The following is a 25,813-nucleotide window of genomic DNA, read 5'->3' as shown; positions in this document are numbered from 1 at the left end:
CACTATGAAACTGTCAACCGGAGTCGTGGCCTATGACTACGACGGTTGTTCATGGTTTCAGAACCAACACAGTGGACGCGAGCAACTGAGGACAAGCCCTCGGCCTATTAGTACCAGTCACCTCCACCCGTTACCGGGCTTCCAGATCTGGCCTATCAACCCAGTCGTCTACTGGGAGCCTTAACCCCTCAAAGGGGGTGGGAGTCCTCATCTTGAAGCAGGCTTCCCGCTTAGATGCTTTCAGCGGTTATCCTTTCCGAACGTAGCCAACCAGCCATGCCCTTGGCAGGACAACTGGCACACCAGAGGTTCGTCCGTCCCGGTCCTCTCGTACTAGGGACAGCCCTTCTCAAGACTCCTGCGCGCGCAGCGGATAGGGACCGAACTGTCTCACGACGTTCTAAACCCAGCTCGCGTACCGCTTTAATGGGCGAACAGCCCAACCCTTGGGACCGACTCCAGCCCCAGGATGCGACGAGCCGACATCGAGGTGCCAAACCATCCCGTCGATATGGACTCTTGGGGAAGATCAGCCTGTTATCCCCGGGGTACCTTTTATCCGTTGAGCGACGGCGCTTCCACAAGCCACCGCCGGATCACTAGTCCCGACTTTCGTCCCTGCTCGACCCGTCGGTCTCACAGTCAAGCTCCCTTGTGCACTTACACTCAACACCTGATTACCAACCAGGCTGAGGGAACCTTTGGGCGCCTCCGTTACTCTTTGGGAGGCAACCGCCCCAGTTAAACTACCCATCAGACACTGTCCCTGATCCGGATCACGGACCCAGGTTAGACATCCAGCACGACCAGAGTGGTATTTCAACGACGACTCCCCAACCACTGGCGTGGCTGGTTCAAAGTCTCCCACCTATCCTACACAAGCCGAACCGAACACCAATATCAAACTGTAGTAAAGGTCCCGGGGTCTTTCCGTCCTGCTGCGCGAAACGAGCATCTTTACTCGTAGTGCAATTTCACCGGGCCTATGGTTGAGACAGTCGAGAAGTCGTTACGCCATTCGTGCAGGTCGGAACTTACCCGACAAGGAATTTCGCTACCTTAGGATGGTTATAGTTACCACCGCCGTTTACTGGCGCTTAAGTTCTCAGCTTCGCACACCCGAAAGTGCACTAACCGGTCCCCTTAACGTTCCAGCACCGGGCAGGCGTCAGTCCGTATACATCGCCTTACGGCTTCGCACGGACCTGTGTTTTTAGTAAACAGTCGCTTCTCGCTGGTCTCTGCGGCCACCCCCAGCTCATGGAGTAAATCCAATCACCAGTGATGGCCCCCCTTCTCCCGAAGTTACGGGGGCATTTTGCCGAGTTCCTTAACCATAGTTCACCCGAACGCCTCGGTATTCTCTACCTGACCACCTGAGTCGGTTTAGGGTACGGGCCGCCATGAAACTCGCTAGAGGCTTTTCTCGACAGCATAGGATCATCCACTTCACCACAATCGGCTCGGCATCAGGTCTCACCCTCATGTGCGACGGATTTACCTATCACACGGGCTACACCCTTACCCCGGGACAACCACCGCCCGGGCTGGACTACCTTCCTGCGTCACCCCATCACTCACCTACTACCAACTTGGGCCGGCGGCTCCACCACTTTCCATTCCCCGAAGGGTCCGGAACGGCTTCACGGCCTTAGCATCACTGGATTCGATGTTTGACGCTTCACAGCGGGTACCGGAATATCAACCGGTTATCCATCGACTACGCCTGTCGGCCTCGCCTTAGGTCCCGACTTACCCTGGGCAGATCAGCTTGACCCAGGAACCCTTAGTCAATCGGCGCACACGTTTCTCACGTGTGTATCGCTACTCATGCCTGCATTCTCACTCGTGAACCGTCCACAACTCGCTTCCGCGGCTGCTTCACCCGGCACACGACGCTCCCCTACCCATCACGATCCCCGTTGGGGGTATATATCGCAATGACACGACTTCGGCGGTACGCTTGAGCCCCGCTACATTGTCGGCGCGGAATCACTAGACCAGTGAGCTATTACGCACTCTTTCAAGGGTGGCTGCTTCTAAGCCAACCTCCTGGTTGTCTCTGCGACTCCACATCCTTTCCCACTTAGCGTACGCTTAGGGGCCTTAGTCGATGCTCTGGGCTGTTTCCCTCTCGACCATGGAGCTTATCCCCCACAGTCTCACTGCCGTGCTCTCACTTACCGGCATTCGGAGTTTGGCTAAGGTCAGTAACCCGGTAGGGCCCATCGCCTATCCAGTGCTCTACCTCCGGCAAGAAACACACGACGCTGCACCTAAATGCATTTCGGGGAGAACCAGCTATCACGGAGTTTGATTGGCCTTTCACCCCTAACCACAGGTCATCCCCCAGGTTTTCAACCCTGGTGGGTTCGGTCCTCCACGAAGTCTTACCTCCGCTTCAACCTGCCCATGGCTAGATCACTCCGCTTCGGGTCTTGAGCGCGCTACTGAATCGCCCTATTCGGACTCGCTTTCGCTACGGCTTCCCCACACGGGTTAACCTCGCAACACACCGCAAACTCGCAGGCTCATTCTTCAAAAGGCACGCAGTCACGACGCAAGGAACAAGTTCCCTGCGCGACGCTCCCACGGCTTGTAGGCACACGGTTTCAGGTACTATTTCACTCCGCTCCCGCGGTACTTTTCACCATTCCCTCACGGTACTATCCGCTATCGGTCACCAGGGAATATTTAGGCTTAACGGGTGGTCCCGCCAGATTCACACGGGATTTCTCGGGCCCCGTGCTACTTGGGTGTCTCTTAAACGAGCCGCTGACGTTTCGACTACGGGGTCTTACCCTCTACGCCGGACCTTTCGCATGTCCTTCGTCTACATCAACGGTTTCTGACTCGTCTCACAGCCGGCAGACTGTGACAAAGAGATCCCACAACCCCCTGCATGCAACCCCTGCCGGGTCTCACACATACAAGGTTTGGCCTCATCCGGTTTCGCTCGCCACTACTCCCGGAATCACGGTTGTTTTCTCTTCCTGCGGGTACTGAGATGTTTCACTTCCCCGCGTTCCCTCCACATACCCTATGTGTTCAGGTATGGGTGACAGCCCATGACGACTGCCGGGTTTCCCCATTCGGAAACCCCCGGATCAAAGCCTGGTTGACGGCTCCCCGGGGACTATCGTGGCCTCCCACGTCCTTCATCGGTTCCTGGTGCCAAGGCATCCACCGTGCGCCCTTAAAAACTTGGCCACAGATGCTCGCGTCCACTGTGCAGTTCTCAAACAACGACCAACCACCCGTCACAACCCACCGAAGCAGATTTTTACCGGGGCCGGCATTGAGGTCGGGATCGAAATCCGTACCCTCAGATACCCAACAGCGTGCCCGACACCCTCGCCTGTCCTATTCGCTTTCCACGCCGAAGCAGTACTTACGACCAGAGCAGGTCAAGTGTGCCGAATAATCAACGTTCCACCCATGAGCAACCACCGTCGAACATTTGCCGACGTAATGGCCTCTGACCGAGCGAACCCGGTAAGAAGTGCTCCTTAGAAAGGAGGTGATCCAGCCGCACCTTCCGGTACGGCTACCTTGTTACGACTTCGTCCCAATCGCCAGTCCCACCTTCGACAGCTCCCTCCCACAAGGGGTTGGGCCACCGGCTTCGGGTGTTACCGACTTTCGTGACGTGACGGGCGGTGTGTACAAGGCCCGGGAACGTATTCACCGCAGCAATGCTGATCTGCGATTACTAGCAACTCCAACTTCATGGGGTCGAGTTGCAGACCCCAATCCGAACTGAGACCGACTTTTTGAGATTCGCTCCACCTTGCGGTATCGCAGCTCATTGTATCGGCCATTGTAGCACGTGTGCAGCCCAAGACATAAGGGGCATGATGACTTGACGTCGTCCCCACCTTCCTCCGAGTTGACCCCGGCGGTCTCCTGTGAGTCCCCATCACCCCGAAGGGCATGCTGGCAACACAGAACAAGGGTTGCGCTCGTTGCGGGACTTAACCCAACATCTCACGACACGAGCTGACGACAGCCATGCACCACCTGTACACCGACCACAAGGGGGGCACTATCTCTAATGCTTTCCGGTGTATGTCAAGCCTTGGTAAGGTTCTTCGCGTTGCGTCGAATTAAGCCACATGCTCCGCTGCTTGTGCGGGCCCCCGTCAATTCCTTTGAGTTTTAGCCTTGCGGCCGTACTCCCCAGGCGGGGAACTTAATGCGTTAGCTGCGGCACCGACGACGTGGAATGTCGCCAACACCTAGTTCCCACCGTTTACGGCGTGGACTACCAGGGTATCTAATCCTGTTCGCTCCCCACGCTTTCGCTCCTCAGCGTCAGTAATGGCCCAGAGATCCGCCTTCGCCACCGGTGTTCCTCCTGATATCTGCGCATTTCACCGCTACACCAGGAATTCCGATCTCCCCTACCACACTCTAGCCTGCCCGTATCGACTGCAGACCCGGGGTTAAGCCCCGGGCTTTCACAACCGACGTGACAAGCCGCCTACGAGCTCTTTACGCCCAATAATTCCGGACAACGCTTGCGCCCTACGTATTACCGCGGCTGCTGGCACGTAGTTAGCCGGCGCTTCTTCTGCAGGTACCGTCACTTTCGCTTCTTCCCTGCTGAAAGAGGTTTACAACCCGAAGGCCGTCATCCCTCACGCGGCGTCGCTGCATCAGGCTTTCGCCCATTGTGCAATATTCCCCACTGCTGCCTCCCGTAGGAGTCTGGGCCGTGTCTCAGTCCCAGTGTGGCCGGTCGCCCTCTCAGGCCGGCTACCCGTCGTCGCCTTGGTGAGCCACTACCTCACCAACAAGCTGATAGGCCGCGGGCTCATCCTTCACCGCCGGAGCTTTCAACCTCCCCCCATGCGAGGAGAGGTGGTATCCGGTATTAGACCCCGTTTCCAGGGCTTGTCCCAGAGTGAAGGGCAGATTGCCCACGTGTTACTCACCCGTTCGCCACTAATCCACCCCGAAGGGCTTCATCGTTCGACTTGCATGTGTTAAGCACGCCGCCAGCGTTCGTCCTGAGCCAGGATCAAACTCTCCGTGAATGTTTCCCCGTAATCGGGGTGACACCACGAGAGCGGAACAACCAGGAGGAATAATCCCGGTCGTTCACAGCGTCCTCGCTGTGCGCCTGCCAACCCACTAGAGGCCGACAGGACTTTTCCAAAGGAACCTCATCTTCGACCCGAAAAGGCCGGAGACGGGGTATCAACATATCTGGCGTTGATTTTTGGCACGCTGTTGAGTTCTCAAGGAACGGACGCTTCCTTTGTACTCACCCTCTCGGGCTTTCCTCCGGGCGCTTCCCTTCGGTCTTGCTGTCTTGCGTTTCCGACTCTATCAGATCTTTCCGATCCGATTTCCTCGGGGTCTTGCTGGTCCTGCTTTTTGCTTTCCGGCCTTTCGGCCTTCCTGCGGTGTTGACTCTATCAGATCCTTTCGGGCCTGATTCACAGCCAACCGGGTTTGTCTTTGCGGCTGTTGGGCCGTTCCGACTGGTGAGACTTTAGCGGATTCCTGGCTCCCGAGCTAATCGGGGTCCCGCTCTTTCGAACGTGGATTCCTCATTCCGTAAAAGCATGCGCAAACAGCACGACGACGAGTCGTCGAGCGTTTGTGATGGGTCCTGCGGAATGGCTGTCCGGGGACCGACCGGGGTCGGTGCTCACGTCGGACAACTCGGAGAACACTACGTAGGGGCCCGGGGCGTGTCAACTGCGTGCCCCGGGCCTGGGGCGCGGGTCAGCTGTTGTTGCCGGAGGCCAGTTCGCGGCTGCGGTCGCGGGCCGCTTCGAGGGCGGCGATGAGGGCGGCGCGTACGCCGTGGTTCTCGAGTTCGCGGATCGCGTTGATGGTGGTGCCCGCGGGGGAGGTGACGTTCTCGCGGAGCTTCACCGGGTGTTCGCCGCTGTCGCGGAGCATCGTGGCCGCGCCGATGGCGGACTGGACGATGAGGTCGTGGGCCTTGTCGCGCGGGAGGCCCAGGAGGATGCCGGCGTCCGTCATCGCCTCGACCAGATAGAAGAAGTACGCCGGGCCCGAGCCGGACAGGGCCGTGCAGGCGTCCTGCTGGGACTCGGGGACGCGGAGGGTCTTGCCGACCGAGCCGAAGATCTCCTCGGCGTGGGTGAGGTGCGCGGCGGTGGCGTGGGTGCCGGCCGAGATCACCGACATCGCCTCGTCGACCAGCGCCGGGGTGTTCGTCATGACACGGACGACCGGGGTGCCGGGCGGGAGCTTCTCCTCGAAGAAGGTGGTGGGGATGCCCGCCGCGCCGCTGATGATCAGGCGGTCCCCCGGCACGTGCGGGGCGAGCTCGTCGAGGAGCGTGCCCATGTCCTGGGGCTTCACCGTGAGGATCAGGGTGTCGGCCTGCTTCGCCGCCTCCTGGTTGGTGACCGGGGTAACGCCGTATCGGGTGCGGAGTTCTTCGGCGCGCTCCGGTCGGCGGGCCGTGACCAGGAGGTCGGCCGGGGCCCAGCCGCCGCGGATCATTCCGCTGAGCAGTGCTTCACCGATCTTGCCTGTGCCGAGTACGGCGACCTTGTGGCGTGTGTGCGGGCTCATGGGGCTGGCCTTCCCTGTGCTGGCTCGTCGTCCGCTCGCATCCTCGCATCGGGGCGGCACCGGTTCATGGGGGTGTCCGGTGGGCGGACGGGCGCGCGGCGGTCAGGGGGTGCGGCGGCGCAGGGTCGCGGCGCCCAGGACCAGGACCAGGAGGACGCAGCCCGCGACGATCAGGACGTCGCGGAGGTAGGTGGCGGTGAGGTCGGTGTGGCGCAGGACCTCGTTCATGCCGTCGACCGCGTACGACATGGGGAGGACGTCCGAGAGCGCTTCGAGGACCGGCTGCATGGTGGCGCGGGGAGCGAACAGGCCGCAGAGGAGGAGCTGGGGGAAGATCACCGCCGGCATGAACTGGACCGCCTGGAACTCCGAGGACGCGAAGGCCGAGACGAAGAGGCCGAGGGCCGTGCCGAGGAGGGCGTCGAGCAGGGCGACCAGGAGGAGGAGCCAGGCCGAGCCCGTGACGTCCAGGTCCAGGGCCCAGAGGGCCAGGCCCGTGGCGAGGGCGGACTGGATGATCGCGAGGAAGCCGAAGGCCAGGGCGTAGCCCGCGATGAGGTCGCCTTTGCCCAGGGGCATGGCCAGGAGGCGTTCCAGGGTGCCGCTCGTGCGTTCGCGCAGGGTGGCGATGGAGGTCACCAGGAACATCGTGATGAGCGGGAAGATGCCGAGGAGCGAGGCGCCGATGGAGTTGAAGGTGCGGGGGCTGCCGTCGAAGACGTAGCGGAGCAGGAACAGCATCACGCAGGGGACGAACAGCATGAGCGCGATGCTGCGCGGGTCGTGGCTGAGCTGGCGCAGGACGCGGGTGGCGGTGGCGGTGGCGGTGGTGCGGTACGGGTTCATGGCGGGTCCCGGGGCTGTCAGTGGGCGGAGCGGGCGGCGTTCGCCTCGTCGACCAGGTGGAGGAAGGCCTCTTCGACGGTGGCCGTGCGGGTACGGGTGCGCAGGCCGTCCGGGGAGTCGTCGGCGAGGATCTCGCCCTCGCGCATGAGGAGGAGGCGGTGGCAGCGCTCGGCCTCGTCCATGACGTGGGAGGAGACGAGGAGGGTGGTGCCCCGGTCGGCGGCCAGTGCGTGGAAGAGGTTCCACAGGTCACGGCGGAGGACCGGGTCGAGGCCGACCGTCGGTTCGTCGAGGACGAGGAGTTCCGGGGTGCCGAGGAGGGCCACGGCGAGGGAGACGCGGCCGAGCTGGCCGCCGGAGAGGTTCCCGGCGAGGGCGTCGGCGCGCGAGGTGAGGTCGACGGAGGTGAGGGCCTGCTCCACTTCCTCGTGGCGGCGGGCGGCGGCTGCGCGTCCGGGCAGCAGGACCGCCGCGAAGTAGTCGAGGTTCTGCCGGACGGTGAGGTCCAGGTAGACGGACGGGGCCTGGGTCACGTAGCCGACGCGGGAGCGCAGGGGCGGGGCGCCCGCCGGGTGGCCGAGGACCGTGAGGTCGCCGGTGACCTTGGCCTGGGTGCCGACGAGGGCGCGCAGCAGGGTGGACTTGCCGCAGCCGGAGGGACCGAGAAGGCCGGTGATCCGGCCGCGCGGGACGGTGAAGTCCAGGCCGTGCAGGACGGGGCCGGTGCCGCGGACGACGGTGAGACCTGTGGCCCGGACGGCGGGCGCGAGCGCGGACGGCGATGTCGGTGCCGCCGGTGGTGGCGATGAGGACTCTGACGGTTTATTCATCACACGATGAATATCCTCCGGTGCGGGTGGCTCCGTCAAGGTGCCGCGGGGCGCGGCGGCGTGCGGGCGGGGAGGGGCGTGCGTCGCGCGCCCGCGCCGCGCTTCGGTCGTGCTTCCGCCGACATCGAGCGGTAACGCGCGAGCACGCCGGGCCCAACTCCCTTACCTGACAATGGAATTCAGTGCGGGGTTGTCACTGTGCAGGCCGGAGGTACGCCTCTCATGCGTGTTCGTCTCAAGCCAGTCATGCGGGTCCGTCGAGCTGATCTGTTCGCTTCGATCGTTGTCTTCCTCGTCGCCCTGCCGTTGTGCGTGGGCGTCGCCGTGGCCTCCGGGGTGCCGGCCGAGCTGGGGCTGATCACCGGCATCGTCGGCGGGCTCGTGGCCGGGGTGCTGCCGGGGAGCCGGTTGCAGGTCAGTGGGCCCGCGGCCGGGCTGACCGTGCTCGTGTACGAGGCCGTGCGGGCGTACGGCGTCGGGGCGCTCGGTGTCTTCGTGCTGGCCGCCGGTGCGGTGCAGATGGGGCTCGGGGTGCTGCGGCTCGGGCGGTGGTTCCGGGCGGTGTCGGTGGCCGTGGTGCAGGGGATGCTCGCGGGGATCGGGCTCGTGCTGATCGCCGGGCAGCTGTACGCGCTCGGCGACGCCTCCATGGACGTACCGGGCAGTGGGGTGGGGAAGCTCGCCGGACTCGTGTCGCTGCCGGGCGCCGTCGATCCCGTGGCGCTGGCGCTCGGGGTAGGGACCATCGCCGTACTGGTGGCGTGGCCGCGGTGGCGGGCCGGTGCGCGGGTGCTGCCGGCGCCGCTGGTGGCGGTCGGCCTCGCGTCCGGCGTGACCGGGGTGGGCGGGCTCGACGTGCGGCGGGTCGAGGTGCGGGGGCTCGTGGACGCGGTGCGGGTGCCGGCGGCGGACGACTTCGGGCTGCTCATGGACGTCGGGGTGATCGGGACGGTGCTGGCCTTCGCCCTGATCGCGTCGGCCGAGACGCTGTTCAGCTCGGCGGCCGTGGACCGGATGCACTCCGGGCCGCGGACCGACTACGACAAGGAGCTGATCGCGCAGGGTGCGGGGAACGCCGTGTGCGGGGTGCTCGGCGCGCTGCCGATGACCGCGGTGATCGTGCGCAGCTCTGCGAACGTGCGCGCCGGGGCGCGGACCCGGGCGTCGCGGGTGCTGCACGGGGTGTGGCTGCTGCTGTTCGCGGCGCTGGTGCCCGCCGCGCTCGGGGTGCTGCCGGTGGCGGCGCTCGCGGGGCTGCTCGTGCACGCGGGCGCCAAGCTGGTTCCCGTACGGGAGGTGGGGTCGCTGTGGCGGGAGCATCGCGGGGAGGCCGTGGTGTTCGGGGTGACGGCGGTGGCCATCGTGGCGACGAATCTGTTCGAGGGGGTGCTGGTGGGGCTGGGGCTCGCGGTGGCCAAGACGGCGTGGGACATCAGCCAGGTGCACGTACAGGTGCAGGAGTCGCTGGAGGAGGACGCGCTGGTCGTCCGGGTGTCGGGGAACGCGACGTTCCTGCGGCTGCCGAAACTGCTGGACGCGCTGGAGGCGCTGCCCGCCGAGCGGGACGTGCGGCTCGATCTCGGCGGAGTGCGGCATCTGGATCACGCGTGCGCGGCGGCCCTTGCCGGGTGGGCCGCGGGGCATCAGCGGAAGGCGCAGGTCAGGGACGTCGTACGACCGTGAGGTCCAGGGCGTACGCGTCCTCGACGACGCCGTCGGGGAACCGGCGCAGCAGATGGGCCCGTTCGTCCTCCAGGACCGGGCGGGACTCCTGCGGGCCCATCACCGCGAAGTAGGAGCGGCTGCCGAGGTGGGCCAGGTGGAGGTCGACCGGGATGCGGCGGGTCCAGTGCAGCTGGCGGAAGACGGGCGTCGGGGCGGGGGTGAGGCCGAGGCCGGCGATGAGGCGCGGGGCGTCCGAGCTGATGCCGTGGGCGTGGTAGCCGGGGAGGCGGGCCTGGAGGCGGGCCTCCTGGGCGGCGGCCCATTCGACGTCCGGGTCGGGCACGTTCCACCACAGGGCGAGGGCGCCGCCCGGACGCAGGACGCGCAGCGCCTCGGGGACGGAGCGGGCCGGGTCGGTCCAGTGCCAGGACTGGGCGTACGTGACGAGGTCGACGCTCGCGTCGGCGAACGGGAGGGCGTCGCCCAGGGCGCGTACGAGGGGGACGTCGGGGAGGGTGCGGCGCAGCTCGGCGCCCATACCGGGGCCGGGTTCGACGGCGATGGCGCGGGCGCCGCGCTCGCGCAGGAGGCGGGTGGCTATGCCGGTGCCCGCGCCCACGTCGAGGGCGGTGGCGCCGCGCAGGCCGCCGGGGTCCAGGCCCGCCAACTGCTCGACGGTGTCGAGGAGTTCGGGCGGGTAGCTCGGGCGGGCCGTGGCGTACTGGGTGGCGACCGTGTCGAAGGAGAGCGCGAAGTCGGCGCCGCCTGCCGCGGTGGTGTCGTGCGTCATGGCGTCATGGTGCCGGGGCCCCGACGGTCTTGTCAGGAGGCCGGTCGGCCCTGGGGTGGGGTCGGGGGCGGGCTCCCGGGCGCGGAGATCCCTCGGGTGGGGTCCCGGGGGCTCAGGCCCTGCGCTTCTTCTTTGCCTGGGCCTTGCGGCTGGGGTTGCCCGTGCGGCGGGTGGTGCGGCGCTCGTACTGTTCGCGCGCCTCCTCGTACTCCTTCCTGCGGAGCTTCTCGCCGGGGGCCTCGGTCAGGCAGCGCAGGGCGTACGCGAGCAGGACGCCGACGAAGCCGATCGCCATGAAGCCGCGCAGCGACGCCTGCTTCTCGGGGTCGGGGCGCTCGGAGAAGCCGCTCAGGGTGCGGCTGAAGGCGAGGGCGCTGCAGACCGCGAACATGACGACGACCAGGACGTTCACGAAGGAGCCGACGTCCGCGACGGCGAGGCCCTCGTACGCGAAGCGCAGGACGAAGCAGCCCGCCGCGGCCGCCACGAGGGCGCCGACGGCCACGGCCGCGCGGCGCAGGCCGTAGTGGCCGCTGTGGTCGACCCAGGTCGTTCCGAAGAAACGGATCTCCTCGGGGCGGGGGCCAGGGGTGGGGCCGGGGGCGGGGGTGCCGGTTTCGTCGCTCACGGGTCGATTATCACCGGGGCGGCCCGCGGTGTGCGCGGGCCGCCCCGGTGGGCGGGTCACGCGCAGCGCGGGGCCACGTAGCCGTCGCTGCCGGTCTTCACGTAGGCGTCCGAGACGTACTGGCCGTTGCCGATGTTGTCCCAGAGGTTCGTCGTGCCGTACGTGCCCGTGATCCACTCGCCGGGCTTCTGGCAGTTGATCGGCACGGCGGCGTCGAGCGGCAGCACGCGCAGCAGCTGGTACTGGGTGCCGGGGCCGCTGCGCACCTTCAGGCGCACTCCCGGAGCGACCGGGTAGCGCTGGGCCACCGCTGTGGTGCTCAGCTCTGCCGCGGCCGACGCCTCCGTCATACCCGTCACAGCCGTCGCGTCCGTCGCGTCCGGCGTGCGCGTCGGGTCCGCGGCTCTGCCGCCGATCGTTTCCGTAGCGTTCTCAACGGCCATACAGGCCACCCCCGTTGATGTTCTGTGATGTTCTGTCCCGCCGCCGTCGATGTGCCGGCGGAGGCGTCGCCCCGTGCGACCCGCGCAGGCTAGCAAGCCCCTCCGGTATCGCACGCACCATCGACTAGGCTCCGTGCGTCGCGCTTGCGGACTCAGAACACGGGGGTGGACGATGCCGCCGCTGCGCAGCACCGGACCGGAGCCTGAAGCGGAACATCCGGGGTACGCCGGTCGCTACCGCCTTGAGGAACGTCTCGGATCGGGCGGCATGGGCGTGGTCCATCTGGCCACGTCCGCCTCGGGGTTGCGCCTGGCCGTGAAGGTCGTGCACGCCGAGTTCGCCGCGGATCCCGAGTTCAGGGCGCGCTTCCGGCAGGAGGTCAGCGCCGCGCGCCGGGTCAGTGGTGCCTTCACCGCGCCCGTGGTCGATGCGGACCCCGCCGCCGAACTGCCGTGGATGGCCACGCTGTTCATCCCCGGAGACACCCTCGCGGAACGGGTCAAGCGGAACGGCGCACTGGACTCCGCCGCGGTGCACAGGCTCGGGGCGGGGCTCGCCGAGGCGCTGCGCGACATCCATCGCGCCGGCGTGGTCCACCGCGATCTGAAGCCGAGCAATGTGCTGCTCGCGGCCGACGGGCCCAAGGTCATCGACTTCGGCATCTCGCGTCCGGCGGACAGCGATCTGCGGACGGAGACGGGGAAGCTGATCGGCTCGCCGCCGTTCATGGCGCCGGAGCAGTTCCAGCGGCCGCGCGAGGTCGGGCCCGCGGCGGACGTGTTCGCGATGGGCGCGGTCCTGGCGCACGCCGCGACCGGGCGCGGCCCGTTCGACTCGAACAGCCCTTACATCGTCGCGTACCAGGTGGTGCACAACGAGCCGGATCTGGCCGGGGTCCCGGCGGATCTGGTGCCGGTGATCCGGCGCTGCCTCGCCAAGGATCCCGCCGAGCGCCCTTCCCCCGCCGAGGTCATGGAGGCCCTGCGGCAGCCTTCCGCGGCGCCTCGGATACCGGCTCAGCGAGGGCCTTCGGGAGCGAGGACGTCCGCGGAGGCGGGCCCGTCCCCGGAGCCGCGTCCGGTTCCAGAAGCGCGTACGTCCTCGGACAGGCCGGCCACTTCTACGGTCACGCGGCGGCGCGGTCCGCGTTCCCGGGTGATTCTGGCGGCCGCCGTCGGCGTGCTGCTGATCGCCGGGGGCGCGGCGGTGGCCGTGGGCGCGCTGTCGTCGGGCGGCGACGGGTCCGCTCAGCAGAGTTCGCGGAGTCCCCGGAGCCAGGTCGCCCCGACGTCGAAGGGCACGGCGTCCTTCAAGCCCTGGAGCGTCCCGCTCGGCTCGTCCGACGGAGTTCCGCCCACGTGTGTGGCGGGCGCGGGCGCCCTGTACTGCGTGACCTCGGCGGGAGTCGCCGCGCGCCTCGACCCGGCGGACGGCAGGACGCTGTGGCGGCACCGGGCGAGCGCGGCGTCCGTCACCTCCGTGACCGTGTCCGGCGGGCTGCTGCACCTCGTGGCGGGACATCGTCTCGAAGCGCTCGATCCCCTGACGGGGACGGTCCGTTGGGCCACGGACACGCGGGACTACGCGGCCGTCGAGCACGGGCCGGGCACCACGCTTCTCGTGACGTCCGGCGGGCAGGTCAGGGCCCTGGACAGCGTGACGGGGCGGGCCCGGTGGACGGAGCGCGTCGGCGGGCTCGGGACGCAGTGGGTCGCCGGGGACGACGGGACCTTCTTCGCGGCCACGCCGACGGACGACGGCTCCGCCACGACCGTGAGCGCCGTCGCGGCGAGCGACGGCGAACCGCTGTGGTCCACCCGGGTCCGCGGTGAGCTGCACCCGTTCTCGGCCGGGGCCGCGGCGGTGCATCTGCTGTCCGTCGACGGCGGTCAGCTGACCGACGCGGTGGTCCGGATCGACACGAAGAGCCGGACGGCGCACCGCGTGGCCCTGCCCACCCCCGTCGACCAGGCGGAGGCCACGGAGAGCGGCGGAACGGTCTACGTCTACGCGGCCGGAGGCACGCTCCTCGCCGTCGACACCCGGCCGACGGCACCGGCGGCGGACGCGGTGCTCTGGCGGCAGGACACCGCGGTCAGCCGCCCGTCACGACCGGTGGCGGCACACGGCAGGGTCTACTACACGGCCCCCGACGGCCGCCTCCTCGCCACCTCGCCCCGCACCGGCACGCCCTTGGGGCAGACCGGGCCGCGCCCCGCCGCTCGGTCCGACCGGGTCGTGGCCGAGCTGGGGGCGCCGGTGGTGCTGGGCGAGCGGGTGTACGGGAGCGCGCCCGACGGAAGCGTCTTCGGGGTGAACGCGGTTCACCCCGAGGACTGGTGACGGTCGGTCAGCCGAGCTTGGAGACGTCGCGGACCGCGCCCTTGTCGGCACTGGTCGCCATCGCGGCGTACGCGCGCAGGGCCGCGGAGACCTTGCGCTCGCGCTTCTTCGGGGCGTAGACCCCGTTCAGAGCCTCGCGGCGAGTCGCCAACTCCTCGTCGGAGACCAGCAGTTCGATGGTGCGGTTCGGGATGTCGATACGGACGCGGTCGCCGTCCTCGACGAGCGCGATGGTGCCACCGGCGGCCGCCTCGGGCGAGGCGTGGCCGATGGACAGGCCCGACGTGCCGCCGGAGAACCGGCCGTCCGTGACGAGCGCACAGACCTTCCCGAGGCCGCGGCCCTTGAGGTACGAGGTCGGGTAGAGCATCTCCTGCATGCCGGGGCCGCCCTTGGGGCCCTCGTAGCGGATGACGACGACGTCACCCTCCTTGACCTGCTTGAGGAGGATCTTCTCGACCGCTTCCTCCTGGGACTCGCAGACGACCGCGGGGCCCTCGAAGGTCCAGATCGACTCGTCGACGCCCGCCGTCTTCACGACGCAGCCGTCCTCGGCCAGGTTGCCCTTGAGGACCGCGAGGCCGCCGTCCTTGGAGTAGGCGTGCGCGACGTCGCGGATGCAGCCACCGGCCGCGTCCGTGTCGAGGGTGTCCCAGCGCTCGGACGTCGAGAACGCCTCGGCGGAGCGGACGCAGCCGGGGGCCGCGTGCCACAGCTCGACGGCCTCGGGGGACGCGCTGCCGCCGCGGATGTCCCAGGCGTCCAGCCACTCCTTGATCGAGGGGCTGTGCACCGTGTGGACGTCCTCGTTCAGGAGGCCGCCGCGGTAGAGCTCGCCGAGGAGGGCCGGGATGCCGCCGGCGCGGTGCACGTCCTCCATGTAGTACGTGGTCGTGGGCGCCGCGTTCGGGGCGACCTTGGCCAGGCAGGGGACGCGGCGCGAGACCGCGTTGATGTGGTCGAGGTTGTAGTCGACCTCGGCCTCACGGGCGGCGGCCAGCAGGTGCAGGATCGTGTTCGTGGAGCCGCCCATGGCGATGTCGAGCGCCATGGCGTTCTCGAACGCCGCGTGCGTGGCGATGTTGCGCGGCAGGACGCTCTCGTCGTCCTCGCCGTAGTAGCGCTTCGTCAGCTCGACGACCGTGGCACCCGCGCGCTCGTACAGGGCCTTGCGGGCCGTGTGCGTGGCGAGCACCGAGCCGTTGCCCGGCAGCGAGAGGCCGATGGCCTCGGTCAGGCAGTTCATCGAGTTGGCCGTGAACATGCCGGAACAGGAGCCGCAGGTCGGGCAGGCGTTCTCCTCGATACGGAGGATGTCCTCGTCCGAGATGCTCTCGTCGACGGCGTCGCTGATCGCGTTGACCAGGTCGAGCTTGCGGACCGTGCCGTCGACCAGGGTGGCCTTGCCGGCCTCCATCGGGCCGCCGGAGACGAAGACCGTCGGGATGTTGAGGCGGAGCGCCGCCATCAGCATGCCGGGCGTGATCTTGTCGCAGTTCGAGATGCAGATCAGGGCGTCCGCGCAGTGCGCCTCGACCATGTACTCGACCGAGTCGGCGATCAGGTCGCGGGAGGGCAGGGAGTACAGCATGCCGCCGTGGCCCATCGCGATGCCGTCGTCGACGGCGATCGTGTTGAACTCGCGCGGGATGCCGCCGGCGGCCGTGACGGCCTCGCTGACGATGCGGCCGACCGGGGCCAGGTGCGTGTGTCCGGGCACGAACTCCGTGAAGGAGTTGGCCACCGCGATGATCGGCTTCCGGCCGATGTCCGCACCGGGTACACCGGAGGCGCGCATAAGGGCGCGTGCGCCCGCCATGTTGCGGCCGTGGGTGACTGTGCGGGACCTCAGCTCGGGCATCGTCGCTCGCTCCTTAGGGACCTTCGAGGACAGGGAAATTCAGGCAAGTACAGAAGAAATGCTGCTTGCGAGCCTACGCCGCGGCTCCAAGATCTGGACAGGCCGTCCGCATTCCGGGACGCCCGTCTCAGCGCAGACCCCTCACGTCCCGGTCAGATGCCCCTGCACGACCGGCGCGATCCGGGCGATGAGGTCCTCCGCCCCGGCCGAGGCCAGCGGCTCCACCTTGATCACGTAGCGGAGCATCGCGGTCCCCACCAGCTGCGCCGCGGCCAGCGAGGCACGCAGTTCGGCCTCCTCCTCCGGCAGGTCGAGCCGCTGGGCGATCCGGGCGAGCACCTGCGCGGCGACGAGCCTGCGGAAGACGCCGGCCGCCACGTCGTTGTTCACGGCGGACCGCACGATGGCCAGGAGCGGGGCCCGGGTCGCCGGGTTCTCCCACACCCCGAAGATGAACCGGGTCAGCCGCTCCCCGACCCCGTCGAGGGGCCCTTCCTCCACGGCGGCCGGTGCCTCGAAGGCCGGGGCGAACGCGACCTCGATCGAGGCGGCGAACACCTGCTCCTTGGTCCCGAAGTAGTGGTGCACCAGCGCCGGGTCGACCCCGGCGGCCTTGGCGATGCCGCGTACGGACGTCTTGTCGTAGCCCCGCGCGGCGAACTCCTCGCGGGCCGCGTCCAGGATCTGCTCCCGGGTGCCCGGTCCGTCCCCGCCGCCCGTACGGGAGGGGCGCCCTCGGCGCCGTACCGGCTCGGTCGTCATGAACGCGGCACCCGCACCGCCGAAGCGAGGTGCAGGCGCGTGAAGGCGAGGGCCTCCGCGAGGTCGGCCTCGCGTTCGGCGCTGGACATGGCACGCCGGGTGTTGACCTCGATGACCACGTGCCCGTCGAAGGAGCTCGTCGCGAGCCGCTCCAGGAGTTCGGCGCAGGGCTGTGTGCCGCGGCCGGGGACGAGGTGCTCGTCCTTGTTGGATCCGCCGCCGTCGGCCAGGTGCACGTGTCCGAGGCGGTCGCCCATGCGGTCGATCATCTGCATCGCGTCGGTCCGCGCGGTCGCGGTGTGGCTCAGATCGACGGTGAAGTGCCGGTAGTCGTCCTTCGTGACGTCCCAGTCGGGGGCGTACGCGAGCATCTCCCGGTCCCGGTAGCGCCAGGGATACATGTTCTCTACGGCGAACCGCACATCCGTCTCGTCGGCCATGCGCCACACCCCGGTGACGAAGTCCCTGGCGTACTGGCGCTGCCAGCGGAAGGGCGGGTGGACGACGACGGTGGACGCGCCGAGCTTCTCGGCGGCCGCCCGCGCCCGCTGGAGCTTGACCCACGGGTCGGTGGACCAGACCCGCTGCGTGATCAGCAGACACGGCGCGTGGACCGCGAGGATCGGCATGTGGTGGTAGTCGCTGAGGCGGCGCAGCGCCTCGATGTCCTGGCTGACGGGGTCGGTCCAGACCATGACCTCGACGCCGTCGTAACCCAGGCGTGCGGCGATCTCGAAGGCCGTCGCCGTCGACTCCGGATAGACCGAGGCCGTCGACAGGGCGACCTTCGCATCCGGGATGCGCACCACTGGTTCTGCCACGGAGACAGAGTACGGGCCCGTGCGACACCGCGGGGAGCGGGCCCCGGGGGTGCCGCGCCCACTGTGGCCGGAACCCGCCGCACGGGCGGAGCACGGCCCTGCGTGACCCGCCGCACGGGCGGAGCACGGCCCTGCGTGACCCGCCGCACGGGCGGAGCACGGCCCTGCGTGACCCGCCGCACGGGCGAACGGCGGACCCACGTGACCCGCCGCACAGACGGACCGCGGACCTCACGCGATGCGCCGCACAGACGGACTGCGGCCCTTACGCGATGCGCCGCACAGACGAACCGCGGACCCACGTGACCCGCCGCACAGACGAACCGCGACCCTTACGCGATCCGCCCCGCGCGCGCCGTGCGGTCTAGGTGCCCGGCAGGTGGTCGAGGCGGCGCAGGATCACGCCCTCGCGCAGTGCCCACGGGCAGACCTCCAGGGTCTCCACGCCGAACAGGTCCATCGCGCCCTCGGCCACCAGCGCCCCGGCGAGCAACTGCCCGGCCCTGCCCTCCGAGACGCCGGGCAGCTCCGCCCGCTCCGCCTCGGTCATCCCGGCGAGCCTGGGCACCCAGTCCTCCAGGGATCTGCGCTTCAACTCCCGCTGTACGTACAGCCCTTCGGTCGAGCGGGCCGCTCCCGCGAGCCGCGCGAGCTGCTTGAACGTCTTCGACGTGGCGACCACGTGGTCGGGCGCCCCGAATCGGCTGAACTCCCCCACCGTCCGCGCGATCTGGGCCCGTACGTGCCGGCGCAGCGCCTTCACGTCCGCCGGGTCCGCAGGGTCGCCGGGCAGCCACGCGGCGGAGAGCCGGCCCGCGCCGAGCGGCAGCGACACCGCGGCGTCCGGCTCCTCGTCGATGCCGTACGCGATCTCCAGGGAGCCGCCGCCGATGTCGAGGACGAGCAGCTTGCCCGCGGACCAGCCGAACCAGCGCCGGGCCGCGAGGAACGTGAGCCTCGCCTCCTCCTCGCCGCTGAGCACCCGCAGGCCGACGCCGGTCTCGTCCTTGACGCGGGCCAGGACCTCGTCGGCGTTGCTCGCCTCGCGCACCGCCGACGTGGCGAACGGCAGGAGGTCCTCGACGCCCTTGTCCTCGGCCGCAACCAGGGCGTCTCTGACCGTGTCGATCAGCCGCTCCACGCCGTCGGGACCGATCGCCCCGCGCTCGTCGAGGAGTTGGGCGAGCCGCAGCTCGGCCTTGTGCGAGTGCGCGGGCAGCGGGCGGGCGCCCGGGTGCGCGTCCACCACCAGCAGATGAACCGTATTCGAACCCACGTCGAGGACACCGAGTCTCATGTACGGAACGCTACTGCGCTGACGCGGCGGCCTGTCCTCCAAGGTGCCGGCAAGGCCCTCGACGCCCTTACTCTGGAGCGGTGCCAAAGACGAAAAAGGCCAAGGCCGACAAGAGCGACAAGAAGACCAAGTCGGCAAAGCAGAAGCAGCCGAAGCCTGCGCAGCCGATCCTGGACCGGGCGGGGCAGCCCGACGAGAAGCCGATCGACTTCCCGCGTGCCTGGGTCGAGTTCCCCGACCCCGCAGACGACGAGCAGATCTTCCGCTGCGATCTGACATGGCTGACCTCTCGTTGGTCCTGCATCTTCGGCAGCGGCTGCCAGGGCATCCAGGCGGGCCGCGCGGACGACGGCTGCTGCACGCTGGGCGCCCACTTCTCGGACGAGGACGACGAGAAGCGCGTGGCCGGGTACGTGGCACGGCTGACGCCCGACATCTGGCAGCACCACGACGTCGGTACGGAGACGGGGTGGGTGTCGAAGGACGAGGACGGGGAGCGTCAGACCCGCCCGTACAACGGGTCGTGCATCTTCCAGAACCGCCCCGGTTTCGAGGGCGGCGCCGGCTGCTCGCTGCACATCCTCGCGATCAAGGAAGGGCGCGAGCCGCTGGAGACGAAGCCGGACGTCTGCTGGCAGCTGCCGATCCGGCGGACCTACGAGTGGATCGACCGGCCCGACGACACGCGGGTGCTCCAGGTCTCGATCGGCGAGTACGACCGCCGCGGCTGGGGCCCCGGCGGCCACGACCTGCACTGGTGGTGCACGTCGGCGACGTCGGCGCACGGCGCGGGCGACCCGGTCTACGTCTCGTACCGCCCGGAGCTGACCGAGCTGATGGGCGCGGCCGGCTACGACAAGCTGGTCGAGCTGTGCGAGGAGCGCCTCGCCGCCCTGCCCAAGGGCCTGCCGCTGGTCGCCCCGCACCCGGCGGACCCCGCGTAGCACCGCGTCGGCTCACGGGGACTGCGTCGGTGACGTCGAGTCCCCGGGGCCCGACGGGTCGGCGGGCGCGGGCGAGGAGTCCGTGGGCGTCGGGTCGGGCTCCGAGGGCGTGGGGTCGCTGGGCGTCGGGTCGGGGTCCGTCGTCCCCGGGTCGCTCGGCGTCGGATCGGGGTCGGGACCGGGGTCCGTGGTGCCCGGGTCGCTCGGCGTCGGGTCCGGTCCCGGATGCTGACCGCCACCCGAACTGCCGTATCCCTCAAGGGAGATGACCGCACCGGACGGGTCGATGCCGATGCGTGCGGACCAGTGCCCCGCCGGCTCCCTGTCGTGATCGACGTACACCTGGATCGTGAACGACTCCCCCGGCCGCAGCGTGCCCGAGGTCTGGCTCAGGTAGAGCCAGGACGCCCCGGTGTACGCGGACCAGTGGACGGCCGAACTCCCGGACGCGGTCAGCGTGATGAGCGTCGCGCCGCCGCTGGGCTGCGCCTCCACGGTGAGCCGGCCGGGGCCCGTGCCCGCGCGCGTGGGCGGCGAGATCACTTCCACCGAGACGTCCGGTGAGCGGCTGCCCGCGGTGAAGCGGGGGTCGGGGGTGGTGCTCGCGTTCCCCGCGTTCTCGTACGCGTCCGGCCGCTCCTCGCCCGCGAGCCCGCCGGGGCCGCCCGCCTCGCCCGCGCTGATCGAGCGCCCGTCGGACCCTCGCCGGTCAGCGGCGCACCTCGGTACGCGGCCCACAGGGCGAGAACGGGGGCGGCGACCACGGTGGCGACGACCGTCGTGGTGACGGCACGCGCGCGGAGCCGGTCCCTGCGCGCGGCCCGGTCCTTGGGGTCCATCGGGAAACCACGCCGGTCGAAGCGCGGGGCGCCGGAGTGCGGGGCGTGCATCGCGTGGTGCAGGGCGGCGCGCGGGGCCTGCGCGAGGGGCAGCGCGGCGGGGGTCACGGTGGTGCCGGGCCAGGCGCCGGGGTGGCGCGCTCGGCGGTGCGGCGGCAGCGCGGGCAGTCGTCGACGTGCCGGACGAGCTCGCGGCGCAGGGCCGCGGACAGCAGCAGCTGATTGTCGCCGGTGAGGCGGGCGACGCTGGGGCAGGTGCCGGTCTCGACGACGGCGAGCGCGGCGCGGGTCCGCTCGACCTCGCAGGCGGCGGCGGAGAGCAGCTCGCGGGTGGCGCCGGGGTCGCTGCCGAGAACGGCGGCGACCTCGTGGGGCGACAGCTGGTGCCGCACCGCCAGTTCGAGCGCCTCGCGCTGCTCGGGGTCGTCCCGGCCGCCTCCGGCCAGGCCAGGAGGGCGAGTTGGCGCCGCCGCTCCTCCTGGAGGAGGCCGTCGTGCGGCACGTCCACGGAAGTGGCGTCGTCCGAGGACTCAGGGGCGCGCCGGTTGCTCGCGTGCGCCCCTGTCGCTTGCGCTTGGCCTCGGCGAGGCGGCGCAGACAGGACCAGCGGGCCAGCGCGTACAGCCAGGACCGGTGGTCGGCCTGCGCGTCCGGGCCGCGGGAGCCGCGCCGCTCGGCGAGCGCCAGGGCGTCCCCGAGGGCGGCGATCGCCTCGTCGTGGTCGCACAGGACGGAGAGGCAGTAGGTGAACAGGCCGTCCAGACAGGGCTCGTAGCGAGCGGGCGGGCGCTGCGCAACAGCGCGCGGCGACGGGCGCCTCGCCCCGGCGCGGTGCGCCCGGTGTGCGCCGGTGGTCTGTGTGGGGGGTTCCGGCCTGCTGCTCATCACCCGTGCGACCGTAGGCGGCGGGCAGGGCCCCTTCCGCCCCCTTGAGTACATTTAATCCTTACGGGTGAAACGATCCCTCAAAAGGGGACAGGAAGCTCATATTCCGTGGCCAGTGCGGCTACGCGGGGCGACGGATACCGATCGCTTCGGCGGGCTCGGCGGGCCTGGCGGGATTGGCGAGCTTGGCGGGATTGTCAGTGGGGCCGGTTACGGTTCGGTGCATGGCTGCCCGTACCAAATCCGCGAAGGACCGACCGTCGTACCGCTGCACCGAGTGCGGCTGGCAGACGGCCAAATGGCTGGGCCGCTGCGGCGAGTGCCAGGCGTGGGGGACGGTCGAGGAGTACGGCGCCCCCGCGGTGCGCACGACCGCCCCGGGACGCGTCACCACGTCCGCCGTGCCGATCGGCCAGGTGGACGGCAGGCAGGCGACGGCCCGCTCCACCGGCGTGCCCGAGCTCGACCGCGTCCTCGGCGGCGGTCTCGTACCGGGTGCGGTGGTCCTGCTCGCGGGCGAGCCCGGCGTCGGTAAGTCCACGCTGCTCCTCGATGTCGCGGCCAAGTCGGCGAGCGAGGAGCACAAGACCCTCTATGTGACGGGCGAGGAGTCGGCGTCCCAGGTGCGGCTGCGCGCCGACCGCATCAAGGCCATCGACGACCACCTGTACCTGGCGGCGGAGACCGACCTCTCCGCCGTCCTCGGCCACCTGGACGCCGTGAAGCCGTCGCTGCTGATCCTGGACTCGGTGCAGACGGTGGCGTCACCGGAGATCGACGGCGCGCCCGGCGGCATGGCACAGGTCCGCGAGGTCGCGGGCGCGCTGATCCGCGCCTCCAAGGAGCGCGGCATGTCGACGCTCCTCGTGGGCCACGTCACGAAGGACGGCGCGATCGCGGGACCACGGCTCCTGGAGCACCTGGTGGACGTCGTCCTCAGCTTCGAGGGCGACCGGCACGCGCGGCTGCGTCTCGTACGCGGCGTCAAGAACCGGTACGGCACGACGGACGAGGTCGGCTGCTTCGAGCTGCACGACGAGGGCATCACGGGCCTCGCCGACCCGAGCGGTCTGTTCCTGACGCGGCGCGCCGAGCCGGTCCCGGGCACCTGCCTGACCGTCACCCTGGAGGGCCGCCGCCCGCTGGTCGCCGAGGTCCAGGCGCTCACGGTCGACTCGCAGATCCCCTCCCCCCGGCGCACCACGTCCGGCCTGGAGACCTCCCGCGTCTCGATGATGCTGGCCGTGCTCGAACAGCGCGGCCGGATCAGCGCCTTGGGCAAAAGGGACATCTACTCCGCGACGGTCGGTGGCGTGAAGCTCTCCGAACCGGCCGCCGACCTGGCCATCGCGCTCGCCCTCGCGTCGGCCGCGAGCGACACCCCGCTGCCGAAGAACCTGGTCGCGATCGGAGAAGTAGGCCTCGCGGGCGAGGTCAGACGGGTCACGGGCGTGCAGCGACGGCTCGCGGAGGCGCACCGGCTCGGCTTCACGCACGCCCTCGTCCCGAGCGACCCGGGCAAGGTTCCGGCCGGTATGAAGGTCCTGGAAGTCGCCGATATAGGGGACGCGCTGCGGGTGCTGCCGAAGGGCCGTCGCCGAGAGGCCCCACGGGAGACGGAGGAGCGCCGGTAGACTTTGCCCTGGTCTCGCCCGTGCGTACGAACGCGACGAACTCCTGGGCACGAAGAGTCCGCGACCAGAGCCTGCGATCCGGAGGAGTCCAGTGGCAGCCAACGACCGGGCGGCAGCTCCCGGAAAGTCCGGCGGTTCCAGTGCGGACGGCCTCATGCGCGCCGCGCTGAGCGCGGTGGCGCCCGGCACGGGCCTGCGGGACGGTCTGGAGCGCATCCTCCGCGGCAACACGGGCGGGCTCATCGTCCTCGGCTCCGACAAGACGGTCGAGTCGATGTGTACCGGCGGCTTCATCCTCGACGTCGAGTTCACGGCGACGCGCCTGCGCGAGCTGTGCAAGCTGGACGGCGGCATCGTCGTCTCCTCGAACCTCGACAAGATCCTGCGGGCCGGCGTGCAGCTGGTGCCGGACCCGACGATCCCCACCGAGGAGACGGGCACGCGGCACCGCACGGCGGACCGCGTCAGCAAGCAGGTCAACTACCCGGTCGTCTCCGTGTCCCAGTCGATGCGGCTGATCGCCCTCTACGTGGACGGGCAGCGCCGCGTCCTGGAGGACTCGGCGGCGATCCTCTCCCGCGCCAACCAGGCCCTCGCGACCCTGGAGCGCTACAAGCTCCGTCTCGACGAGGTCGCGGGCACGCTCTCCGCCCTGGAGATCGAGGACCTGGTCACCGTCCGGGACGTCACAGCGGTCGCGCAGCGTCTGGAGATGGTGCGCCGCATCGCCACCGAGATCGCCGAGTACGTCGTCGAGTTGGGTACGGACGGGCGCCTGCTGGCCCTCCAGCTGGACGAGTTGATCGCGGGCGTCGAGCCCGAGCGCGAGCTCGTCGTACGGGACTATGTGCCCGAGCCGACGGCCAAGCGCTCGCGCACGGTCGACGAGGCGCTGGCCGAGCTGAACTCGCTGCATCACGGTGAGCTGCTCGAACTGCCCATCGTGGCGCGGGCGTTGGGGTACACGGGCTCGCCGGAGGCGCTGGACTCGGCGGTGTCGCCGCGCGGCTTCCGCCTCCTGGCGAAGGTTCCTCGGCTGCCGGGCGCCATCATCGACCGTCTCGTGGAGCACTTCGGCGGCTTGCAGAAGCTGCTCGCGGCGAGCGTCGACGACCTCCAGACGGTGGACGGGGTGGGCGAGGCGCGGGCCCGCAGCGTGCGCGAGGGCCTGTCACGGCTCGCGGAGTCGTCGATCCTGGAGCGGTACGTCTAGCGCTTGGCACTCGGCGCTGGGCGCTGGGCCTGGGCAGGGTTCTTCGGCCAGGGCGCGACTTCGAACCGGGCGGGGCGTCGGCCGGGGCGCTTCTTCAAGCACGGCGTGACGTCGGCCAGAGACTGACGTCCATGACGGGCCGCTTCTGCTCTTGGCAGGCTCTGGCCTCGGAATGGCGGCGGCCTCGGCCTGGCTGCGGCTGGGGGCCCGGCTTCGGCACCGGCGGGACGTCGATCAGAGCCTGGCCTGAGCCCGGGTACGGCATCGGACGGCGTCGGGGCTCGACCCCGGTCCGGCAACGGACGGCGCCGGAGCTCAGCCCCGATCCGGCATCGATCGGATCCTGCCTTCGGCCCGGGTCCGGCATCGGACAGCGTCGGAGCTCGACCCCGGTCCGGCAACGGACAGCGTCGGGGCTCGGCCGGCGCGGCCTGACGTGGTCAGTCGGCCTTCAGGACGAACGACGTCTGCGTTCCCGCCAGTTGCGCGGCCTTCACCTCGACCAGGTACGTCCCGGCGCCCGCGGATCCCGCCGAAGGCGTCGCGCACTGCGGTGCGCTCGGCTGCCTGTCCCACGTCAGCGTCTGCGAGACCTTGCCGCCCGCGGGGACCCGCAGGAGCACGCTGCCGGCGCCGGACGGGCAGTCCTCGGACGACCAGAACTTCTTGTCGCCGTCCGCCTTGGTGATCGTCACGACCGCGACCTTCGGTCCGAGATCGACCTTGCAGGACTTGTCCGTGGAGTTCTTCGCGATCAGCTCGATCTTCGGCTTCTCGCCCGGACTGTACGAGTTGTGGACGCTGCGCACGGTCAGCGAGACGCCTCCGGCCGTGCAGTCGGGCAGGCTGGAACCGGCCGGGACCTGGTCGCCGGAGGACGTGCCGGCGGCGGAGCCGCCACCGTCGCCGCCCGCCGAGTCGTCCGCACCGCCGGAGCCCGCGGAACCGTCACCGGCCCCGTCGCCCGATCCGTCACCGGAACCGTCGCCGGAGCCACCGCCCGATCCCGAGCCGCCCGACGTGTCGCGCCCGCCCGGATGTTCGCTGATCGCGGGACCGGAGCCCGAGGGTCCGGGCGTGATGGACTCCGTCGGGTGCTTGCCGTTCGACCCGCCGGCGCCGTTGTTCCCGCCCCCGCCACCCCAGTTGACGATCCATACGATCAGCAACGCGAGGAGCGCCACCGTGGACGCCAGAACCACCCTCCGGCGCCAATAGATGGAGGAGGGAAGCGGCCCGATCGGATTGCGCAGTGATCCCACGGCTCAAACCTTACGAGAGATCGGGCCGTTGTCCGGTGCCCACCCGCCGCCTCGTGCGGCGAGTTTTCCGGATCATCATCACGCGCGCGCGGTTTGACGCCGTTTCGGCACCCCTGTCTTTCGTCAGGTGGCGCTCCCGACCATCGCGGGATGTGACGAGGCCCGGGTATTACGTACTGTCCGTGACC

General features: G+C 69.3%; 16 protein-coding genes, 2 rRNA genes and 1 pseudogene. 5 read left to right on the top strand and 14 right to left on the bottom strand.

Features of this window, described 5'->3' with window-relative positions:
• Positions 1–87: 87 nt before the first annotated feature.
• The 5 genes from V2W30_RS22175 to V2W30_RS22155 all read right to left on the bottom strand — a co-directional run bounded on the left by V2W30_RS22175 (position 88) and on the right by V2W30_RS22155 (position 8,237).
• Positions 88–3,210 (bottom strand): 23S ribosomal RNA (locus V2W30_RS22175).
• 303 nt (positions 3,211–3,513) lie between these two features.
• A 16S ribosomal RNA gene (locus tag V2W30_RS22170) occupies positions 3,514–5,039 on the bottom strand.
• Together the 16S and 23S rRNA genes form the textbook arrangement of a ribosomal RNA operon.
• A 697-nt stretch (positions 5,040–5,736) precedes the next feature.
• Complete coding sequence (proC, locus tag V2W30_RS22165; RefSeq protein ID WP_338699027.1) at positions 5,737–6,561, bottom strand: pyrroline-5-carboxylate reductase; 825 nt, start codon at positions 6,559–6,561, stop codon at positions 5,737–5,739.
• A 102-nt stretch (positions 6,562–6,663) separates the two neighbouring features.
• Positions 6,664–7,407 (bottom strand): ABC transporter permease, encoded by a 744-nt coding sequence (locus V2W30_RS22160; RefSeq protein ID WP_338699025.1) that lies wholly within the window; start codon positions 7,405–7,407, stop codon positions 6,664–6,666.
• A gap of 17 nt (positions 7,408–7,424) precedes the next feature.
• On the bottom strand, positions 7,425–8,237 hold the full coding sequence (locus V2W30_RS22155; RefSeq protein WP_338699024.1) for an ABC transporter ATP-binding protein: 813 nt from the start codon (positions 8,235–8,237) through the stop codon (positions 7,425–7,427).
• A gap of 222 nt (positions 8,238–8,459) precedes the next feature.
• Between V2W30_RS22155 and V2W30_RS22150 the strand changes: the two genes are divergently transcribed.
• Complete coding sequence (locus V2W30_RS22150) at positions 8,460–9,920, top strand: SulP family inorganic anion transporter (RefSeq protein WP_338699022.1); 1,461 nt, start codon at positions 8,460–8,462, stop codon at positions 9,918–9,920.
• On the opposite strand, the gene V2W30_RS22145 is transcribed toward V2W30_RS22150, so the two are convergent.
• The 3 genes from V2W30_RS22145 to V2W30_RS22135 all read right to left on the bottom strand — a co-directional run bounded on the left by V2W30_RS22145 (position 9,898) and on the right by V2W30_RS22135 (position 11,763).
• A complete protein-coding gene (locus tag V2W30_RS22145) occupies positions 9,898–10,692 on the bottom strand; it encodes a class I SAM-dependent methyltransferase (protein ID WP_338699020.1) in 795 nt (264 codons plus the stop codon). The genes V2W30_RS22150 and V2W30_RS22145 overlap by 23 nt on opposite strands.
• A gap of 112 nt (positions 10,693–10,804) precedes the next feature.
• Positions 10,805–11,320, bottom strand: a complete 516-nt coding sequence (locus V2W30_RS22140; protein ID WP_338699018.1) for an EamA/RhaT family transporter — start codon at positions 11,318–11,320, stop codon at positions 10,805–10,807.
• 56 nt (positions 11,321–11,376) lie between these two features.
• The gene (locus V2W30_RS22135; RefSeq protein ID WP_425244580.1) at positions 11,377–11,763 is read right to left on the bottom strand and encodes a peptidase; all 387 of its coding nucleotides are present in this window, start codon (positions 11,761–11,763) and stop codon (positions 11,377–11,379) included.
• Positions 11,764–11,935: 172 nt separating this feature from the next.
• On the opposite strand from V2W30_RS22135, the gene V2W30_RS22130 reads away from it, so the two are divergent.
• A complete protein-coding gene (locus tag V2W30_RS22130; RefSeq protein WP_338699017.1) occupies positions 11,936–14,107 on the top strand; it encodes a serine/threonine-protein kinase in 2,172 nt (723 codons plus the stop codon).
• A gap of 7 nt (positions 14,108–14,114) precedes the next feature.
• Here V2W30_RS22130 and ilvD read toward each other — a convergent pair whose 3' ends face one another.
• From ilvD to V2W30_RS22110, 4 genes are all read right to left on the bottom strand, one after another.
• Complete coding sequence (gene ilvD / locus V2W30_RS22125; protein ID WP_338699016.1) at positions 14,115–15,968, bottom strand: dihydroxy-acid dehydratase; 1,854 nt, start codon at positions 15,966–15,968, stop codon at positions 14,115–14,117.
• A 141-nt stretch (positions 15,969–16,109) separates the two neighbouring features.
• Positions 16,110–16,730: a TetR family transcriptional regulator gene (locus V2W30_RS22120; RefSeq protein ID WP_338699015.1), complete on the bottom strand. Its 621-nt coding sequence runs from the start codon at positions 16,728–16,730 to the stop codon at positions 16,110–16,112.
• Positions 16,727–17,551 (bottom strand): sugar phosphate isomerase/epimerase family protein, encoded by an 825-nt coding sequence (locus V2W30_RS22115; protein ID WP_338699013.1) that lies wholly within the window; start codon positions 17,549–17,551, stop codon positions 16,727–16,729. Before V2W30_RS22115 ends, V2W30_RS22120 begins: the two co-directional genes overlap by 4 nt.
• Before the next feature lie 364 nt (positions 17,552–17,915).
• Positions 17,916–18,848 carry a Ppx/GppA phosphatase family protein gene (locus V2W30_RS22110; RefSeq protein WP_338699011.1) on the bottom strand — a complete coding sequence of 311 codons (933 nt, stop codon included), beginning with the start codon at positions 18,846–18,848 and terminating at the stop codon, positions 17,916–17,918.
• Between the two features lie 80 nt (positions 18,849–18,928).
• Here V2W30_RS22110 and V2W30_RS22105 point away from each other — a divergent pair, with 80 nt between their 5' ends.
• Entirely contained in the window at positions 18,929–19,792 is an 864-nt protein-coding gene (locus tag V2W30_RS22105; RefSeq protein ID WP_338699009.1) for a hypothetical protein, read from the top strand.
• A gap of 12 nt (positions 19,793–19,804) precedes the next feature.
• Here the strand turns inward: V2W30_RS22105 and V2W30_RS22100 are convergent.
• Positions 19,805–21,519: pseudogene (locus V2W30_RS22100) on the bottom strand (BACON domain-containing protein).
• A gap of 221 nt (positions 21,520–21,740) precedes the next feature.
• On the opposite strand from V2W30_RS22100, the gene radA reads away from it, so the two are divergent.
• Together radA and disA are read left to right on the top strand one after the other, a co-directional pair.
• Positions 21,741–23,150 (top strand): DNA repair protein RadA, encoded by a 1,410-nt coding sequence (gene radA, locus V2W30_RS22095; RefSeq protein WP_338699007.1) that lies wholly within the window; start codon positions 21,741–21,743, stop codon positions 23,148–23,150.
• A 91-nt stretch (positions 23,151–23,241) separates the two neighbouring features.
• Positions 23,242–24,363 (top strand): DNA integrity scanning diadenylate cyclase DisA, encoded by a 1,122-nt coding sequence (gene disA / locus V2W30_RS22090; RefSeq protein WP_338699005.1) that lies wholly within the window; start codon positions 23,242–23,244, stop codon positions 24,361–24,363.
• Between the two features lie 440 nt (positions 24,364–24,803).
• On the opposite strand, the gene V2W30_RS22085 is transcribed toward disA, so the two are convergent.
• Positions 24,804–25,625, bottom strand: coding sequence for a hypothetical protein (locus tag V2W30_RS22085; RefSeq protein ID WP_338699003.1), 822 nt, complete (start codon positions 25,623–25,625; stop codon positions 24,804–24,806).
• Positions 25,626–25,813 lie beyond the last annotated feature (188 nt).

This window comes from Streptomyces sp. Q6, from assembly GCF_036967205.1.
Lineage (GTDB): Bacteria > Actinomycetota > Actinomycetes > Streptomycetales > Streptomycetaceae > Streptomyces > Streptomyces citrinus.
This window is presented reverse-complemented; position numbering and strand designations above follow the sequence as displayed.